Origin of the sequence: Pseudarthrobacter sp. NIBRBAC000502772 (assembly GCF_006517235.1) — a bacterium.
Taxonomy (GTDB): Bacteria; Actinomycetota; Actinomycetes; order Actinomycetales; family Micrococcaceae; genus Arthrobacter.
The window spans coordinates 1,678,113-1,695,586 of sequence record NZ_CP041188.1 but is presented as its reverse complement, the minus strand read 5'-3'; the positions used below and the strand labels follow the sequence as shown (position 1 = coordinate 1,695,586).

At 64.1% G+C, this 17,474-nt stretch carries 15 protein-coding genes; 9 read left to right on the top strand and 6 right to left on the bottom strand.

Going from position 1 to position 17,474, the window contains the following annotated elements:
* Positions 1–29: 29 nt before the first annotated feature.
* The 3 genes from NIBR502772_RS08000 to NIBR502772_RS07990 form a co-directional block, all read right to left on the bottom strand.
* Positions 30–797, bottom strand: a complete 768-nt coding sequence (locus NIBR502772_RS08000; protein WP_141139784.1) for an IclR family transcriptional regulator — start codon at positions 795–797, stop codon at positions 30–32.
* Between the two features lie 96 nt (positions 798–893).
* Positions 894–2,345, bottom strand: coding sequence for an amino acid permease (locus tag NIBR502772_RS07995; RefSeq protein ID WP_141139783.1), 1,452 nt, complete (start codon positions 2,343–2,345; stop codon positions 894–896).
* Positions 2,346–2,538: 193 nt separating this feature from the next.
* On the bottom strand, positions 2,539–3,357 hold the full coding sequence (locus NIBR502772_RS07990) for an SDR family NAD(P)-dependent oxidoreductase (protein ID WP_141139782.1): 819 nt from the start codon (positions 3,355–3,357) through the stop codon (positions 2,539–2,541).
* 135 nt (positions 3,358–3,492) lie between these two features.
* On the opposite strand from NIBR502772_RS07990, the gene NIBR502772_RS07985 reads away from it, so the two are divergent.
* Complete coding sequence (locus NIBR502772_RS07985) at positions 3,493–3,870, top strand: TfoX/Sxy family protein (RefSeq protein ID WP_141139781.1); 378 nt, start codon at positions 3,493–3,495, stop codon at positions 3,868–3,870.
* Between the two features lie 94 nt (positions 3,871–3,964).
* Here NIBR502772_RS07985 and NIBR502772_RS07980 read toward each other — a convergent pair whose 3' ends face one another.
* Together NIBR502772_RS07980 and NIBR502772_RS07975 are read right to left on the bottom strand one after the other, a co-directional pair.
* Positions 3,965–5,368 carry a GntP family permease gene (locus tag NIBR502772_RS07980; RefSeq protein WP_141139780.1) on the bottom strand — a complete coding sequence of 468 codons (1,404 nt, stop codon included), beginning with the start codon at positions 5,366–5,368 and terminating at the stop codon, positions 3,965–3,967.
* Positions 5,369–5,427: 59 nt separating this feature from the next.
* Positions 5,428–5,991, bottom strand: a complete 564-nt coding sequence (locus NIBR502772_RS07975; protein ID WP_141139779.1) for a gluconokinase — start codon at positions 5,989–5,991, stop codon at positions 5,428–5,430.
* A gap of 191 nt (positions 5,992–6,182) precedes the next feature.
* On the opposite strand from NIBR502772_RS07975, the gene NIBR502772_RS07970 reads away from it, so the two are divergent.
* Positions 6,183–6,917 carry a FadR/GntR family transcriptional regulator gene (locus NIBR502772_RS07970; protein ID WP_141139778.1) on the top strand — a complete coding sequence of 245 codons (735 nt, stop codon included), beginning with the start codon at positions 6,183–6,185 and terminating at the stop codon, positions 6,915–6,917.
* 168 nt (positions 6,918–7,085) lie between these two features.
* Entirely contained in the window at positions 7,086–8,840 is a 1,755-nt protein-coding gene (gene ctaD / locus NIBR502772_RS07965) for a cytochrome c oxidase subunit I (RefSeq protein WP_141139777.1), read from the top strand.
* Positions 8,841–9,233: 393 nt separating this feature from the next.
* Here the strand turns inward: ctaD and NIBR502772_RS07960 are convergent, their stop codons facing one another.
* On the bottom strand, positions 9,234–9,842 hold the full coding sequence (locus NIBR502772_RS07960) for a TetR/AcrR family transcriptional regulator (RefSeq protein WP_210412407.1): 609 nt from the start codon (positions 9,840–9,842) through the stop codon (positions 9,234–9,236).
* A gap of 108 nt (positions 9,843–9,950) precedes the next feature.
* Between NIBR502772_RS07960 and NIBR502772_RS07955 the strand changes: the two genes are divergently transcribed.
* The 6 genes from NIBR502772_RS07955 (at position 9,951) to NIBR502772_RS07935 (ending at position 17,301) form a co-directional block, all read left to right on the top strand.
* Positions 9,951–11,234, top strand: coding sequence for an extracellular solute-binding protein (locus NIBR502772_RS07955; protein WP_141139776.1), 1,284 nt, complete (start codon positions 9,951–9,953; stop codon positions 11,232–11,234).
* Positions 11,235–11,323: 89 nt separating this feature from the next.
* The gene (locus NIBR502772_RS07950; protein WP_141139775.1) at positions 11,324–12,178 is read left to right on the top strand and encodes a carbohydrate ABC transporter permease; all 855 of its coding nucleotides are present in this window, start codon (positions 11,324–11,326) and stop codon (positions 12,176–12,178) included.
* A 1-nt stretch (position 12,179) separates the two neighbouring features.
* Positions 12,180–13,031, top strand: coding sequence for a carbohydrate ABC transporter permease (locus tag NIBR502772_RS07945; RefSeq protein WP_141139774.1), 852 nt, complete (start codon positions 12,180–12,182; stop codon positions 13,029–13,031).
* Positions 13,028–14,647, top strand: a complete 1,620-nt coding sequence (locus NIBR502772_RS07940) for a DUF5597 domain-containing protein (RefSeq protein ID WP_141139773.1) — start codon at positions 13,028–13,030, stop codon at positions 14,645–14,647. Before NIBR502772_RS07945 ends, NIBR502772_RS07940 begins: the two co-directional genes overlap by 4 nt.
* Positions 14,644–14,802 (top strand): hypothetical protein, encoded by a 159-nt coding sequence (locus NIBR502772_RS22385; RefSeq protein ID WP_168223458.1) that lies wholly within the window; start codon positions 14,644–14,646, stop codon positions 14,800–14,802. Before NIBR502772_RS07940 ends, NIBR502772_RS22385 begins: the two co-directional genes overlap by 4 nt.
* On the top strand, positions 14,803–17,301 hold the full coding sequence (locus tag NIBR502772_RS07935) for a beta-glucosidase (protein WP_141139772.1): 2,499 nt from the start codon (positions 14,803–14,805) through the stop codon (positions 17,299–17,301).
* The last annotated feature ends 173 nt before the right edge of the window (positions 17,302–17,474 follow it).

The following is a 17,474-nucleotide window of genomic DNA, read 5'->3' as shown; positions in this document are numbered from 1 at the left end:
TCAGGCCAGCCCCGGGAAGGCAGCCAGGCTTAGCGGTCGGCGGCGAAGGATCCGAGGCGGTCCGCGGCGCCGCGCAGGACAGCGGCAATGCCCGCAGCGTCGTCGCCCACTTCGGCCCGGCGTCCCAGCACGCTGAGTGCGGCCAGGATGTTGCCGCCGGCGTCACGCACCGGGACTGCGAGTTCCACGATGTCATGCTCAAATTCCTCGTCGCAGGTGATGTGGCCGCGCGCCACGTCGCGGGCCATCAGCTCCCGGACCTCATCGATGGAGTGGGCGGCGCCGGGGCCGCCCACTCCGATGAAGTTCACCTCGTGCAGCAGCAGCTCCAGGGCAGGCCGGTCGAGGTCCCAGAGCAGGGCCCTGCCGGCGCCGGTGCACCAGACCGGAGTCACCATGCCGGGCGCAACGAAGCTGCCCAGGCCTGCGTCGTTACTGGAAGCGCGCAACAGGATCGCCCGGAAACCGTCCCGGACGGAGAGCCGGGCCCGCAGCCCCAGGGCGGAAACCAAGGACTCGAGTTCGGGCTTGGCTTCACGTACCCAGCCAGTGTTCAGCGATGCGGCAAGGCTGAAGAACCGCGGCCCGGTCCGGAACGGTCCCCGGTCCACCCGCTCCAGCAGGCCCAGATCGCACAGTTCCTGCGTCAGGCGTGAGACGCGGCTTTGGTCCATGCCCAGCTCCGCGGACAGCTGGGAGACGCCCAGCAGCTGCCGCCCGCGTTTCTCCCGGTCAACCACCAGCCGGACAATGCGGAGCCCCTGCGCCAACGATGACGCTTCAGCGGACGAATCCACGCTTATTACCCCTCACTGCCGGTGCCCGCCCTATTCTTCCACGGCGACAAATCTTCCACGGCGACCCGGGCTGGTTACGCAGGTGACCCGGCCTGGTTACTGGACTGCCGCCGTCGGCCGTTTCCGGCCGTGCCGGACGTAGAAGTAGGCGTAGCAGGCGGCAACGAACGGGATGCCGAAGTAGAGGGCGGCCACCTGGTTGGGGTCCAGGGCGATGCCCACCAGCGAGATGACGCACAGTGTGAACGCCAGGATGGGCACCAGGGGGAACAGCGGGGCTTTGTAGGCAAGGGCGCCCACGTCGCCGCCGTTCCGCACGAAGGCGCGCCGGTGGAAGAAGTGCGAGGCGGTGATGGACATCCACACCCCCACCACGGCGAATCCGGCCACGGAGACCAGCACCAGGTACACCGTTTCCGGGGCCACCACGCTGCTGACCAGCGATGCGATGCCGCCCACCATGCTCACCGAGAGGGCGATCAGCGGGATGCCGCGGCGGGTGAGGCGCCGGAAGGCCTGGGGCGCGTGGCCTTCGTCGGCCAGCGAGTAGAGCATCCTGGCGCAGGAGAAGAGCCCGCTGTTTCCGGCGGAGAGGAGGGCTGTGATGATGACGAAGTTCATGATGTCGGCGGCGAACGGGATCCCGATGGCCGAGAAGACAGTAACGAACGGGCTCTCGTCCAGGCCCACTTCGTTGTAGGGGATGGTGGCTGCGATGACGGCGATGGCCCCGACGAAGAAGATCAACAGGCGGATCACTGTGGTGCGCATGGCTTTGGGGATGCTGGTGGCGGGGTCCTTGGTTTCGCCCGCTGCCACGCCGATCAGCTCGGACCCCGAGAAGGCGTAGAAGACGGCGAGCACGGTGACCAGGACGCCGGTGAAGCCGTTAGGGAAGAGGCCGCCCGCCGTGTTGAAGTTCTCGAAGAGGAAGGGGTGGCTGGCGCCGTCGCTGAGTGGACGGAAACCGAACAGGGCGGCGCCGCCGAGGACGATCAGGCCGATAATGGCGCCCACTTTGATGATGGCGAACCAGAATTCGGATTCGCCGAAGAACTTGGCGGACACCGCGTTGAAGCCGAACAGCACGGCAGCGAAAATCAGGCACCAGATCCACACGGCAATGTCCGGGAACCAGCGCTGCATCAGCAGCCCGGACGCGGTGAACTCGGAGCCGATGGCCACCGCCCAGCAGAGCCAGTACAGCCAGGCGGTGGCGAATCCGGTGGCGGGCCCGATGGAGCGGGCGGCGTAGATGTGGAAGGCGCCGGACACCGGATAGGCGATGGCCAGCTCACCCAGGCATGCCATCACCAGGTACACCACAAACGCGCCCACCAGGTAGGCGAGCACAGCGCCCAGCGGACCGGCCTGGGAAATGGTGTAGCCCGAACTGAGGAACAGGCCCGATCCGATGACGCCGCCCATGGCGATCATCACCAGGTGCCTGGTGCCCATGGATCTCCGGAGTCCGGGTTGGACCGGCGCGGGCCCGGCGGGCTTCAGGTCCGGCGTCGCGTCGAGCGTCAGGGGTGAGGGGGTTTCCACGGGCGTCTCCAGGAGGGGTGGTCAGCAGGTGTGCGGCAGCCGGGCGCACTCCCCTGTCCCGTCCCGGGTACCGAAGATCTGCACGTCAACAGAGAGAAATTAGCACAATCACCGAATTACGCTCGTTAAAATCATGCGAACTTGTTCATATTGCACGCGTGTTACCTCGGGTGACCCTCCACCGGCTGGAAACTCAGCGGGCGACGAGCGCCTCGCTGGCCTCCCACAAACCCTGCGCCAGCTCGGCGTCGTACGCCTGGGCGTTGGCCTTGGCGAGGGCGCGCTTGGCGTAGTAGGCGCCGGAGATCCAGTCGGTGCCAGCGGTGCCGTTGCTGAGCCAGAGGAGGGTGTCGGCGCCCTGGTCCGGGGTGAGCATAAAGCGGTTGAGCAGCGTCTTGTAGGCGTGCCGCATGGGGCTGGTGGACTCTGCCGCGAAGTTGGTGCGGACCACGCCCGGGTGGAACGCCGCCGTCGTGATTCCGTGCTCGCCGAAGCGGCGGTGCAGCTCGGATGTGAAGAGGATGTTGGCGAGTTTGGCGGTGCCGTAGGCGCGGTTGGTGGAGTAGGTGTGCTCCGATTTGAGGTCGAAGAGGTCCATTTTGCCGAAGCCGTTGGCCGCGCTGGCGGTGTTGATGACCTTGGCGTTGCTGGCGGTTAGGACGTCCATCAGCTCGGCGGTGAGCAGGAACGGCGCCAGGTGGTTGATCTGGAAGGTGGACTCGTTGCCGTCCACGGTGAGCTCGTGCTTGCCCATGATGCCGCCGGCGTTGTTGGCCAGGACGTCGATCCGGTCGTAGCCGTCCCTCAGCTGCGCGGCGAGCGTGCGGACCTGGTCCAGCTCGGCGAAGTCGCTGACGAAGTAGTCGGCGTTGAGTTCCTTCGCGATGGCCTGCGTCTTCTCCTCGGAACGGCCGACGACGACCACCCGGTCGCCTGCCTGGGTCAGCGTCCGCGCGGCTGCCGCGCCAATGCCGTCGCTGGCGCCGGTAATCACGATGGTGCGTTGGGTCAAGGGGTGTCCTTCGGTTGGGGTGGAACCTGGGAGTGCGGACTCCTGCCAGCCTAGCGGTACGGCAATTCTGTCCCCGGCGCACCGGCGGGCATAAGCTGCACAAGGAATCACACCGCAACCCTGGGAGAGAGCGACATGGAGATGGCCAAAGCGTCCGACGAAGCCAAGGAGCGCTTCCGCGCAGTAGTGCCGGACAGCCCCGAGGTGGTGGTCAAGCCGATGTTCGGCAACCTGGGCGCCTTCGTCAACGGCAACATGTTCGCCGGACTGTTCGGCTCCACGATCGGCGTGAAGCTCTCCGACGCAGACCGGCAGGTGCTCGAAAGCACCGAGCGGACCGTCCCGTTCGGCCCGGCGGAGCGGCCCATGGGCGGCTACACCGGGCTGCCGGAGGTGTGGAACGCCGAGGGTGAGGGCGACGACGCGCGGGCAAGCGCCTGGGTGGAGAAGGCCTTCGAGTACGTCGCGGGGCTTCCGCCGAAAGCGCCCAAGGCAGCCAAACCCCGCAAATAGCGGCGCACCCGGAGTACGACGACGGCGGGGCGCCCGGAATTTCTCCAGACGCCCCGCCGTCGTACTTCAGTCAGCCGTGGCTAGAGTCAGATCGCTAACCCGCCACGCCGGCGAGCAGGAAGAGCACCGCGGCGATGGCGAAGCCCATAACACCGATGAGGGTTTCCATCACGGTCCAGGTCCGCAGGGTGGTCTTGACGTCCATGCCGAAGAATCGGCCCACCAGCCAGAAGCCGGAGTCGTTGACGTGGGAGACCACCACGGAGCCTGCTGCCACGGCGATAACCAGGGCGGCAACCTGCATGCCGGTCAGGCCGGCGGTGGCCACGGCCGGGGCGATGAGGCCAGCGGTGGTGGTCAGGGCCACGGTGGCGGAACCCTGGGCGATGCGCAGGATGGCGGAGATCAGGAAGCCTGCCAGGATCAGCGGGATGCCCAGGTTTCCCAGGACGTCGGCGAGTGCCGCGCCGATGCCGGAGGCACGGAGGACGCCGCCGAACATGCCGCCGGCACCGGTGATGAGGATGACCGAGCAGACCGGGCCCAGCGAGGATTCGAGCAGCTTCTCTATGGCGCCGGCGTCCTTGCCTCGGCGGGCGCCCAGGACAAACACGGCCACCAGGACGGCGATCAGCAGGGCCACCGGGGTTTCACCGATGGTGCGCAGGACCTGGAACCACTGCTCGCTTTTGACCTCTTCGGACAGCACGCCGGAGGACGCAAGGGTGTTCAGGCCGGTGTTGATGAAGATCAGGACCAAGGGCAGGAGCAGCAGGCCGATGATGGTGCGGAAGCGCGGCGGGTGGGATTCGGCTTCGGCGCTGGCGTGGCCCAGGATTTCCGGCACCGGGAGGACCAGCTTCTTGCCGGTCCACACTCCGAAGAGGTAGGCGGTGACGTACCAGGTGGGGATGGCAGTGATGAGGCCGGCGATCAGGACCAGCCCGATGTTGGCATCAAAGAAGGCTGCAGCAGAGACCGGGCCCGGGTGCGGCGGCAGGAAGATGTGCATCACGGAGAACGCGCCGGCGGCGGGGAGGCCGTAGCGCAGCACTCCCCCGCCCAGCCGGTGGGCCACGGCGAAGACGACGGGCAGCATAACCACCAGGCCGGCGTCGAAGAAGATCGGGAAGCCGAAGATCAGCGAGGCCAGGCCCAGCGCGAACGGTGCACGCTTTTCGCCGAACACGCCGATCAGGTAGTCGGCCAGCACCTTGGCGCCACCGCTGGTCTCAACAATGCGGCCGAGCATGGCGCCCAGTCCCACCAGGAGCGCCACGGTGCCCAGGGTGGTGCCGAACCCGTTGATCAGCACAGGAACCACCTGGTTGGCGGGGATTCCGGTGGCGAATGCGGTGGCGAGGCTGATCACGATCAGGGCGACGAGTGCGTGCATCCGCAGCTTGATGATCAGGAACAGCAGCACAACAATCGATGCCGCGGCGATGAGCAGCAGGGGGCCTGCGCCCAGCGTCTGGGTCCATCCTTCGATGACCATGGTTCTCCTTTGAAACAGAACTAATGAAATATTGGGGAAATTGGGGGCAGAGGCCCGGCTCAGCAGGCGCTGGGCTCCAGGTGGGCGCTCGTCGCCGAACGCGCGGGAAGCACGAGGCCAGCAAGCACGGCGGCGACGATCTCCTCCGGGGAGTTTGAGATGTCCAGGCGGAGGCTGCCGGCGGCGAGTTCGTTGCCGGTCAGCGGTTCCAGGGTGGCCAGCTGGCTGGGCAGGAGTGTGGACGGCATGAAGTGGCCTTCGCGGCCCTGCATGCGCTGGCCGATCAGGTCGGCGCCGCCGTCGAGGTGGATGAACAGGACCCGGCCCCGTGCGTCGGACAGCAGCTGACGGTAGCTCTGCTTAAGCGCGGAGCAGGTGAGTACTGTGCTCTTCCCGGCAGCGGCATGTGCAGTCATCCAGTCCTGGATTTCCCGCAGCCAGGGCCAGCGGTCCCCGTCCTGCAGGGGAATGCCCTGGGTCATCTTGTCGATGTTGGACTGGGGGTGGAACTCGTCCGCTTCGGCGCAGGCCCAGCCAAGCTGCTGGGAAAGCGCTGCCGCAATGGTGGACTTGCCGGAACCGGCAACGCCCATCACCACCAGGTGCGTGGCTGGATACTGCATGTTGTACCTCCGAAGAAGACGCCGTTGGCTAAATGAAGAAAGCTTTGAGCGCATTTCACAGGGAACTGCGCCGGGAAATAAGGTATCACCATTTATTGCTATAGGTACTATCTTTTGGTGTCACAAGTCATACCTTTGGAACTTTGTGCGTACGATTGGGGTGCGCACAGGCGCAGACGAAAGCAGGAAAGATGTCGACGGCGACACCACCGGACGCGGATGACGCGCACGACGGCGGGGCCTCCCCCGCCATGCATGAACGCGTTCTCGAGGCGGTTGGCTCCGCCATCGCGGCAGGGAGCCTTCCTCCGGGCAGCCGGCTGACCCTTGAGGGCCTCCAGCAGGAGTACGGCATCTCCCGCACCGTTGCGCGGGACAGCATGAAGGTCCTCGAGTCCATGAACCTGGTGTATTCGCGCCGGCGGGTGGGCATCGTGGTCCAGGAGCGCAGGCTGTGGAATGTCTTCGATCCCAAGCTGGTGCGCTGGCGCCTGGGCTCTGTACGGCGTGATATCCAGTACAGCAGTCTGACGGAGCTGCGCATCGCTGTCGAGCCTATTGCGGCTGCAGGTGCTGCCCGCCGGGCGAGCGCCGCGGAACGGGCCAGGCTGGTTTTCCTGGCCGCGGAGTTGCGGCGGCTGGGCGAAGCCGGCGAACTCGAGGCGTTCCTGGCGGTGGACATCGAGTTCCACTGCCTGCTGCTCCAAAGCTGCGGCAATGAGATGTTCACGGCGCTCGAAGGCATGGTGGCCGAGGTGCTCACCAGCCGGACGCAGCAGGGCCTGATGCCCTTCAAACCGCGGGCCGAAGCGTTACAGGCCCACGAGGATGTTGCGGCGGCAGTGGCCCGCGGGGACGCGGTGGGCGCGGAAACAGCCGTCCATCACATCCTGGACGAGGTCCGGAACGCGATGGGCCTGCACTAACGGTGCTTGAGCTGGGCCCACACCCGCAGGGTTCCCTGGCCGAGCTTGCGAGGTTAGGGAACGGGTGGGGAGAAACCCTTCCCGCCCCCTATTTTCCTGAGTAGCCTGCAATTAGGGGCTCATGCAAAGGGCCCATAGCTGCCGTGCAGAAGATCTGTGAGGTGAAAAATGGCCATCACCGGACATTCACGAATAGGGACTGCCTCAACCGCTGCTCCCCCTGTAGTGCCGCGGCGCAAAGGCTCCATGGTGGTCGGCTGGCTCACCTCCACCGACCACAAGGTCATCGGGTACATGTACCTGATCGCCTCGTTTGTGTTCTTCCTGATGGCCGGAGTCATGGCCCTGCTGATCCGGGCCGAGCTCTTCGAACCGGGCATGCAGGTCCTGCAGACCAAGGAGCAGTACAACCAGCTGTTCACGATGCACGGCACCATGATGCTGCTGATGTTCGCGACGCCGCTTTTCGCCGGCTTCACCAACTTCATCATGCCGCTGCAGATCGGCGCCCCCGACGTCGCATTCCCGCGGCTGAACGCCCTGGCCTTCTGGTTCTTCCTCTTCGGATCCACCATCGCCGTCGCTGGCTTCATCACCCCGCAGGGCGCAGCGGCCTTCGGCTGGTTCGCCTACGCGCCGCTGAACAACACCACGTTCACCCCCGGCGTGGGCGGTGACCTGTGGGTCTTCGGCCTGGCGCTGTCCGGCTTCGGCACCATCCTGGGCGCGGTCAACTTCATTACCACCATCATCTGCATGCGCGCCCCGGGCCTGACCATGTGGCGGATGCCAATCTTCACCTGGAACGCCCTGGTGACGTCCATCCTGGTGATCATGGCCTTCCCGCCGCTCGCCGCGGCACTGTTTGCGCTGGGGGCCGACCGCAAGTTCGGTGCCCACATCTATGATCCGGAGAACGGCGGCGCAATTCTGTGGCAGCACCTGTTCTGGTTCTTCGGCCATCCCGAGGTGTACATCATCGCGCTGCCGTTCTTCGGCATCGTCTCGGAGATCTTCCCGGTCTTCAGCCGCAAACCGATCTTCGGCTACAAGGGCCTTGTCTACGCCACCATCTCCATCGCAGCCCTGTCCATGACCGTGTGGGCGCACCACATGTACGTGACCGGCTCGGTGCTGTTGCCGTTCTTCGCCTTTATGACCATGCTGATCGCGGTGCCAACCGGCGTGAAGTTCTTCAACTGGATCGGCACCATGTGGCGGGGGTCCCTGACCTTCGAGACTCCGATGCTGTGGGCCCTCGGCTTCCTGATCACGTTTCTTTTCGGCGGCCTGACCGGGATCATCCTGTCCTCTCCGCCGCTGGACTTCCACGTGTCTGATTCCTACTTCGTGGTGGCGCACTTCCACTACGTGGTGTTCGGCACTGTGGTGTTCGCGATGTTCGCAGGCTTCTACTTCTGGTGGCCAAAATTCACCGGCAAGATGCTCAACGAGCGCCTCGGAAAGATCCACTTCTGGATGCTGTTCCTAGGCTTCCACGGGACCTTCCTGATCCAGCACTGGCTGGGTGTCAAGGGCATGCCCCGCCGCTACGCGGACTATCTGGTGGAGGACAACTTCGCCTGGATGAACCAGTTCTCCACCATCTCGTCATACCTTCTCGGCGCGTCGACGATTCCGTTCTTCTGGAACGTCTACATCACGTGGCGCAGCAGGGAGCGTGTTGAGGTGGATGACCCGTGGGGCTTCGGCGCCTCGCTCGAATGGGCGACTTCCTGCCCGCCGCCGCGGCACAATTTCACGTCGCTGCCCCGGATCCGTTCGGAGCGTCCCGCCCTGGACCTCCACCACCCGGAACTCGCACAGCATTTGCATAACACCTCCCACAGCCCTGCCGCGGCCGCCCTGGGTGCTGCCGATATCGGCGAAAAGGACGTACGCAATCCGAACCCTGACGAGTGACCGCGCGGGGGTCTGGGCCCACGCCCGCCGGGTTCCCTGGCCGAGCTTGCGAGGTTAGGGGCTGGCGGGGACTAAGGTCATCGGAGCCGTCCGGGCAGCGGTGGTGGACTGGAGATCCCTCTCGAATCCCCAGCACCAGCCCACTCGATTAAGTTGCTGTGCCATTGTCAGTGTTCCAAGGAGCGGCGTCCTTCGGCCAGCATCGGCAGCGTGGTCGGCAATTCCGCAGTGCGGACTCGCGCGCGCGAGCGATCAATTCCTCGGGGAATCGGAGCCTCGGAGAGCCGCTCGTCGGAGGGGTGATCACAGATGAGACAGGCCGACGCCCAACGCGAACAGCAGGCCCTCCGTGCTCCCGTAGCCTGCGCCAAGCCCCGAGTCGGCATAGCGCACCTACTGCAGCAGACGGCTGAGGGCGGCGTCCATTTGTCCGTGCATGTCCTGTGTGGGGTCGAGCAACCATTGCAACTGTAGTCCGTCCCACATAGCCGCTAGCAAACGCCCAGTCAGTTCCGGGTCGACGTCTGCCGAAACGCGGCCACGCTCAATGTCGTACTCAAGGAGTTCGGCGAGAGAAGAGGCGAGGTTGGCATATCGGTCCACGAACCACTGGTGAGCCGGGTGTGCTGGATCCGACGCCTCGGAAGACACAATCGCCAGAAGCCGCAGCAGTTCCTGGCGCTCCAAGTTGAAATCGACAAGCGCGAGGATTGCAACCTTCACCCCTTCGTTGCGTGCAAGGCCCAAGGTCCATCCGCCTGTTTGATCGGCGTTGTCCAGAACAGCCTCAAGAAGGTCGCTCTTCGCCGGGAAGTGATGGACGACACTGGTCAAACTCAACCCGATCTGTCGGGCGATGTCGCGCAGGGATCCCCCGTGGTAGCCGCGGGAGGCGAAAACGTTCGTCGCCGCTTCGACGATTTCCTGCCGCCGTTGCGCTGTCTTGACGCCGGGGCCCCGACGTGTCGGCGGTTGGGCAGAGGGGGGCATCGTGGTGGTCACTCATTCATGATAGCCAATTCGGATCAGAATGTTGCAGTCGTTCGGTTTTGCGTGGTACTTTCGTTGGACGGCACACTTCGCCGTACTCAATGAGGAGAAAATCTGCTAATGAAACGCAAAGCACTTCTTGCTACCGTCGCGGGTGGCGTGTTGACAGCCCTTGTCTTTACTGGATGCGGACGAACTGACACTGCGGCCAAGGACGTCCAGCCCGGCGCCGCGGTGGACGCCGGTCCGGCGACGGGTACCGTCAAGATCTGGGCGATGGGAACTGAGGGCGAAAAGCTGCCTGAACTCATCAAGGGCTTCAAGGAAGCGAACCCCGGCGCGACCGTTGAGGTCACTGCAGTGCCCTGGCAGGACTATGCCAAGAAGATCGAAACTGCGGTCGCATCAGGGTCGACGCCCGACGCGACGATGGTTGGTTCCTCCGACCTGGCTTCGTTCGTCGCAGGCAACGGCCTGGAGGCTGTGCCTGAGGGCCTTGTCGATAAGAAATCGTTCTTCCCGGGCGCACAAGGCAGCGCCGAAATTGACGGTGCCACGTTTGCGGTGCCGTGGTATGTCGAAACGCGAGCCCTGTTCTATCGGAAGGACCTTGCCGACGCGGCAAGGGTCACGGCCCCGGAATCGTGGGACAAGTTCGACGATTTCGCCAAGGGCCTCCAGGGCCAGGGTGCCAAGTGGGGCTTCTCGGCTGCAACCGGTGCCGCATACACGTGGCAGACCATACTCCCGTATATGTGGCAAGCGGGGGCTCAGCTCACGGACGAGAAGCGTACGCAGCTAACCTTTGATTCCCCGCAGGCGTTGGAAGGACTTAAGCGATACCAGTCGTTGTTCACGAACGGAATCGCAAGTCAGAACGGGCCAGTCAACCTCGGAGAGATCGAACCGAAATTCGTTTCAGGTGAAGTCGGTTCGTTCATCTCCGGACCGTGGGAGATCGGTCTGCTGAAGCAGGCAGGAGGTGAGGAGTTCCTCAGCAAGGTCGGCCTTGCGCCCGTCCCAGCTGGCCCAGCAGGCAACACGTCGTATATCGGCGGTAGCCACCTCGCGGTATTCAAAGACGCAAAGAACCGCGACGGTGCGTGGAAGCTTGTCCGATGGCTGTCAAAGGCGGAAACGCAAGAGCAGTGGTTCAGGATTTCCGGCGATCTGCCTGCGGTGCAGTCGGCTTGGGATTCCGAGGCTCTCTCCTCGGACCCCTACCTCAAGGTGTTCGGCAAACAGCTCGAGAACGCGCAGAATGCGCCCGCAGTTACGACCTGGACCCAGATTGGTGCGCTCATAGACGCCGAAGCGGAGAAGGTCGCGAAGGGTGCCAGCACTCCCGAGGAGGCACAGGCAGCGATCCAGTCCAGTGCCAAGAAGATCGGGACAGGCAGGTAACACCCGTGGCAACTCTAATAGCGACTTCCGCGGTGGCCGGCACCAGTCTGCCACCCCGGAAGGGGAACCGTGCCCGGCGTAGTCGCACTATGGCCGCCTGGTTGTTTTGCAGTCCATTCCTCATCTTCTTTTTCGCGTTCGGTCTGTGGCCGGTGCTTGCGTCGTTGCTGATGAGCTTCACGGATATCACCAGCCGCGACCTGCGGACCCCGTTCGGTGTGGGCTTTGTCGGACTAGAGAACTACCTGACGTTGTTGGCTGACGACACGTTCATTCGCGCGGTGCTGAACACCCTGTACTTCGTCGCGGTCGGCATACCTGTCACGATGCTCGTTTCCCTTGTCGCGGCCGTTGCCCTCAATTCGGGTATCAACCGCCTGAAGGCTGTGTTCCGCGTGGGCTACTTTGCGCCTGTGGTGACGAGCATCATCGCCGTCGCTGTCGTGTGGCGATACATGTACCAGGAGGACGGACTGTTCAATGCCGCCCTCGGAGCAATCGGAATCGCCGGTCCTGATTGGCTCAACGATCCGGCGTGGTCGATGCCGGCCCTCATCATCATGGCCGTGTGGCGCAACTTCGGAATCCCCATGGTGATCTTTCTTGCCGGACTCCAGGCTATTCCGACCGAGCTCCATGAAGCAGCGAGTGTAGATGGTGCCAGCAAGTGGCGTTCGTTCCGCAGCATCACGCTGCCGCTGTTGAAGCCGACAACGCTTGTCGTTGCGGTCCTGCTGAGCATCGCCTATCTGCAGTTTTTCGAGGAGCCATTCGTCATGACCGGCGGCGGCCCCCTCGACAGCACGACCTCGATCGGCTACTACGCGTACGAGCAGTTCGGCTTTGGACTGTACGGGCTTGCGTCAGCGGCATCATACGTTCTTGTACTCCTCATCGCGCTGCTCAGCTTCCTCCAGTTCCGATTGTTCCGTACCAGGAGTTGAAATGACCATCACCGCTTCGGTGCGCTCAGTCCGTAAAGGCCTCCGCACACGCACCCTCATCTACATACTTGCCACTCTCGGGCTCGTCGTCACCCTCGCTCCCTTCGCATGGATGATTCTCGGATCGATCAAACCGACAGGCGAGATTCTGGCAGACCCCAACGCCTGGCTCCCCAAAAACCCCACCCTCGACAACTTTACGGATCTCCTGTCACGGCAGAACTTCGGGCTGTATTTCTTCAACAGCGTCGTAGTCGCCGTCGCCTGTGTCATTGGCAATCTTCTCTTCTGCGCGATGGCTGGCTACGCCCTCGCAAAGATCGACTTCGCGGGCAAACGGCTGCTGTTCTCGCTCGTGCTACTGATGCTCATCGTCCCCGGTATAGCTACCTTCGTGCCACTGTTCGTGCAGGTCAGCAACCTGGGCTTGGCCAACACCTACCTTGGGCTGATTCTTCCCTATATCGTCACGCCACTCGGTGTCTTCCTCATGCGCCAGTTCATCGGCGACATTCCCGATGCCCTCCTTGAGGCGGCGAAACTGGACGGTGCCGGAGAGATCCGGACCTTCTTCCGGCTGATCCTGCCACTTTCGGGACCCGCCCTCGCCACGCTCGCCATCCTGACATTCCTGGCCCAATGGAACAACTTCCTTTGGCCCTTGGTGATCGCACAGACGGACGACATGTACACCCTCCCGGTGGCTCTCGCGCTCTTTTCGATCGGGGCCAACGGCACAAACTATGGCCTGCTCTTGGCAGGCGCGGTCGTCGTCGTACTGCCGATCATCGTGGTCTTCCTCTTCTTACAGCGCTACTTCATCCAGGGCATCGCAAACACAGGAATCAAATGACGAACACAACCACCGCAAGCGCCGTTATGGTCCCACATCTCGACCGCACCAGCGGGCTTGCGCAACTCGTAGTCGACGGCCGACACTTTCCCGTACTCGGAGTCGAACTACACAACTCCACCTCATCCGGAACAGCCGCCCTGAGCCACGGACTTGAGATAGCCCGCAAAGTCAACGCGACAACGGTCCTGGCCAGCGTCACCTGGGAAGCGCTCGAACCCACAGAGGGCAACTACGATTTCTCCTCCGTCGACAAGCTCGTCTCGCAGGTGCGTAAAGCAGGTCTCCGCCTGGTGCTGCTATGGTTCGGGGCCTGGAAGAATGGATCCTCCAGCTACGCACCGGCATGGGTGAAGCTCGATTGGCAGAGGTTCCCACGCTGCGTGCTCCAAGACGGCCGGCTGTCCGACACGCTCACGCCGTTCGGCCCCACACAGCTCGACGCACCTGCCTTTCAGTCGCTTGTGGAGCATGTAGAGCAGATCGACGCCGAGCACCGTACCGTAATCATGATCCAGATCGAGAACGAAATAGGTCTGCTGGGGGCATCCAGAGATCATTCCGAGCATGCCGATCGTGCCTTCCATGCGGCCGTGCCGGAAAGTCTGAGGCAATCCCTTCTCCGACGTCCCGGGTTCGAGGGAGAACGGCGAAGCTGGGCAGATATTACGGACGATCCGCTAGGACGTGACGAGGCGTTCATGGCTTGGGGGTACGCCACCCATGTCGAAGCACTGGCGCGCCGAGCACGAACCGTATCGCCGCTTCCCTTCTACGTAAATGCGTGGCTCGACAGCGAGATTGACATCGACGTCGAAGGGTTCGCAGTAGCGGGAGGCCAGGTCCCCGGCACCTACCCTAGCGGCGGTCCTCTGCCGCGGGTCGCGGATGTTTGGACATCCATCGCGACAAGTGTGGACCTATTCACACCTGACGTGTACTTCGGTGACCCGGACAAGATCCTGCCCGCTTTTGCAGAGATGTCCCGGGGATTGTTCATTCCCGAGCAGCGGCGGGATCAGTCTGGTGTCGGGACCGTTTTCCTCGCCATTGGCCAGTACGGCGCGCTCGGCGTATCTCCCTTCGGTGTCGACTCTGCCGACTGGGAAGATCTTGCCGCCTTGGAGGACGCCTACGCCCTACTGTCTGCAGTGCATCCGGTGACGAGTCATCCCGACGGCACGCGGCGCGAACTCATGGGATTTCATCTCACCGATGCAGTCCCGACCGTAACGCGGTCCCTGGAGAGCATCGATCTGGTGATCACCAGAGCCGCAGGCATCGGCGTAGATCCCGCCGGATCCGACAGCTACGGCATGATCGTGAATCTCGGAGATGAGACGTTGCTGACCGCCGGCCGCGGATTTCGGATCGACTTCAAAGATGCTGACCAAGCCTGGCAGGTCGGTCTCGAGGCTGTAGACGAACTTGAACCCGACGGCACTGTCGCTCGAATGCTGAACGGTGACGAAACTGCCGGTGGGTCCGCCATCATCCACCCGCCGCTTCAGCCCGCCGAAAGTCCGTTCCCAATCCCCATGAGCCACGCGCACACAGGTATGTCCCGGTGTCGTCTTTATCGCCTGCCAAGGACCGTTGCCCCAGGTGCGGTTTGAGTGCACCTGCCGCCCAGCACTCCCGAAGTCGCTGGGCACCTGCCATCGCCCTCCCCGTCATCACGCTCGGCGGTTACGCCGCGCTCTTCATAGCCGGCACCGTCGTGGGAATCATCGACGCCGTCCCCGTCCCCCGCATCAAAGGAGTCAACTAAATGAACCCCGCCCTGTCACCAGCTGTACTGTCCCAGGCTCCAGATACCCCCGACGCCGAAGCGCGGATTCTCGAACTCGCCGAGAGCCTTTCCCTGGAACAGCAGATTCAACTGCTGACCGGCGCGGACGTCTGGGCCACCCATGCCCTTCCCGACATCGGCCTAAGCCGGGTCGTGTTGTCCGACGGACCCTCCGGCGTCCGGGGAGAAGACTTCGATGAGCGCCACGATTCTGTTTCGTTGCCGTCGTCCTCCGCCCTCGCAGCCACCTGGAGCATCGAAACAGCCCGCCAGTACGGCCAGGTCCTAGGACAGGAAGCGCGCCGCAAGGGAGTGCACGCCGTCCTGGGCCCAACCATCAACCTTCACCGCTCACCGCTGGGCGGCCGACACTTCGAATGCATGAGCGAGGATCCCCGGCTCACGGCAACCATGGCCGCCGGGTACGTCTCCGGCGTGCAGTCCATGGGCGTTGGCGCCACGCCGAAGCACTACCTGGCCAACGAAGCTGAAACCGAGCGCTTCACCGCCGACTCCGTGGTGGACGAACGCCCGCTCCGCGAGCTGTACCTGGCCGCCTTCGAGGACGCCATCACCGAGGCGCGGGCGTGGCTGGTGATGAGCTCCTACAACTCCATCAACGGCACCACCGCCAGCGAAAACAAACTGCTCGAAACGCCGCTCTCCACCGAATGGGGATTCGACGGCGTCGTGGTCTCCGACTGGACCGGTGTCCGATCGGTGGAGGCGGCCAACGCCCACCAGGACCTGGAAATGCCCGGCCCGGTGGGCCACTGGGGACCCAAGCTGCTGGCCGCCGTCAAGGACGGACGCGTCAGCCGGGTAGTTATCCTGGAAAAGGTCACCCGCATCCTGCGGCTGGCAGCCCGCGTCGGTTCCCTCGAGGGATTCACCCCCGCCGTGACTGAGCTTCCCACCCAGCTGAACGGCGCCGCCGTCGCCCGTGAAGTTGCCGTCCGCGGCGCGGTGCTGGTCCGTAACCAGGATGGGCTCCTGCCACTGGACGCCTCGAAACTCAGCGGCGTTGCCGTAATCGGCCATAACGCCCAGGAGGCGCGCACGCAGGGAGGCGGCAGCGCCACGGTGATGCCCAAATACACCGTCTCACCGCTCGAAGGACTGCGGGCGGCTCTCCCCGGCAACGTCGAGGTCAGCTACTCCCGCGGCGCCAAGGTCGCCGAGGGACTGCAGCCCTTCCCCCGCACGACGTTGTGGAATCCTGTGTCCGGGGTCCCCGGGATGCGTGTCTCCTTCCTTGCCGCTGACGGTTCTGTCATCTCAGGTGAAGACAGGCTTGCCTCGCACTTGATCTGGTTCGGGGTGGGCATCCCTGAGGGCGCCGCGGCCATCCGGATGAAGACCGAGTGGACTCCAGAGAGAGCGGGAGTCCACCACGTCGGCGTCGGCACCGTTGGCCAGATCCGACTTGCACTGGACGGATCGGAAGTATTTAAGGGCGAAATAGAGGACGACACGGACGTCCTCGGGGCCGCGCTTTTCGACCCGCCCAAGACCGTCCACCCCATCGAAACGGCGTCCGGCCAAAGCGTCCGGATCGAGGCGGAATACCACCTGCCCACGCAGCAGGTCATCCCCTTCACCGCAATCCTGCTGGGTGAGGAAACGGTGGTCACGGACCCGCAGGCGGAGATCGACGCCGCCGTTGAAGCCGCACGGACCGCCGATGTGGCGGTGGTCGTGGTTGGCACCAATGCGGCCATCGAGTCCGAAGGTTTCGACCGCAAGGACCTGGACCTTCCCGGCCGGCAGAACCAGCTCGTGGAGGCCGTGGCCGCGGTGAACCCGCGCACGGTGGTGGTGGTGAACTCCGGGTCGCCGGTGCTCATGCCCTGGTTGGATAAGGTTGGCGCGGTGCTGCTGGGATGGTTCGGTGGCCAGGAATTCGGCTCCGCCATCGCCGACATCCTGCTGGGCGCAGTGGAGCCCGGCGGACGCCTTCCTACCACCTGGCCCGCCGCGCTGGCGGATGTGCCCGTCCTCAACACCACGCCCGTTGACGGCAAGGTGGTCTATTCCGAGGGGATCCACATCGGCTACCGGGCGTGGCTCAAGCAGGAAGCCGCCGGAGGCGCCGCCCCGGCCCTGCCGTTCGGCTTCGGGCTGGGCTACACCACGTTCGAGCTGGGAACCCCCCACGCGCCCCAGTCCGTTCTGGCCGGGCAGGACGTTGTGGTGCACGTTCCGGTTCGGAACACCGGCACACGCACGGGTCGCGAAGTGGTCCAGGTCTACCTAGACCGTGCGGAGTCGGCTGTGGAGCGTCCGGTCCGCTGGCTCGCCGGCTACGCCGGAACGCATCTTGCACCCGCCGGAACGGACAGCGTCGAGGTCCGCGTCCCGGCGAAAGCCTTCGGGCATTACGACGGCGGCTGGAAGTTCGAGCAGGGTACATTCCGCCTGCTGGTAGGCCGGCACGCGGCTGACGATTTCCAGGTACTGGAAATCGAACTGCGCTAAGCCTCGCTCAGCACAGGCTACTGCGGGGCTGGGTCCGGTTGCCTCGGGCCCAGCCCGGCTTGTTGTAGTACCCCTCAACGTGGACGGTGACAGTCCTCACTCTTTCTTGCGTGCTGAACGACCCAGAAGGAGAAGTGGCAGCCACTCCAGGTAATTCCCTCTTGGGCATCCAG

Excerpts from the sequence above, each read along its gene's own strand:
- NIBR502772_RS07970 (WP_141139778.1), top strand. The coding sequence starts at position 6,183 with ATGTCGACGGCGACACCACCGGACGCGGATGACGCGCACGACGGCGGG.
- NIBR502772_RS07980 (WP_141139780.1), bottom strand. The coding sequence starts at position 5,368 with ATGGTCATCGAAGGATGGACCCAGACGCTGGGCGCAGGCCCCCTGCTG.
- ctaD (WP_141139777.1), top strand. The coding sequence starts at position 7,086 with ATGGCCATCACCGGACATTCACGAATAGGGACTGCCTCAACCGCTGCT.
- NIBR502772_RS07985 (WP_141139781.1), top strand. The coding sequence starts at position 3,493 with ATGGAGATGGCCAAAGCGTCCGACGAAGCCAAGGAGCGCTTCCGCGCA.
- NIBR502772_RS07940 (WP_141139773.1), top strand. The coding sequence starts at position 13,028 with ATGACGAACACAACCACCGCAAGCGCCGTTATGGTCCCACATCTCGAC.
- NIBR502772_RS07935 (WP_141139772.1), top strand. The coding sequence starts at position 14,803 with ATGAACCCCGCCCTGTCACCAGCTGTACTGTCCCAGGCTCCAGATACC.
- NIBR502772_RS07945 (WP_141139774.1), top strand. The coding sequence starts at position 12,180 with ATGACCATCACCGCTTCGGTGCGCTCAGTCCGTAAAGGCCTCCGCACA.
- NIBR502772_RS07955 (WP_141139776.1), top strand. The coding sequence starts at position 9,951 with ATGAAACGCAAAGCACTTCTTGCTACCGTCGCGGGTGGCGTGTTGACA.
- NIBR502772_RS07975 (WP_141139779.1), bottom strand. The coding sequence starts at position 5,991 with ATGCAGTATCCAGCCACGCACCTGGTGGTGATGGGCGTTGCCGGTTCC.
- NIBR502772_RS07950 (WP_141139775.1), top strand. The coding sequence starts at position 11,324 with ATGGCCGCCTGGTTGTTTTGCAGTCCATTCCTCATCTTCTTTTTCGCG.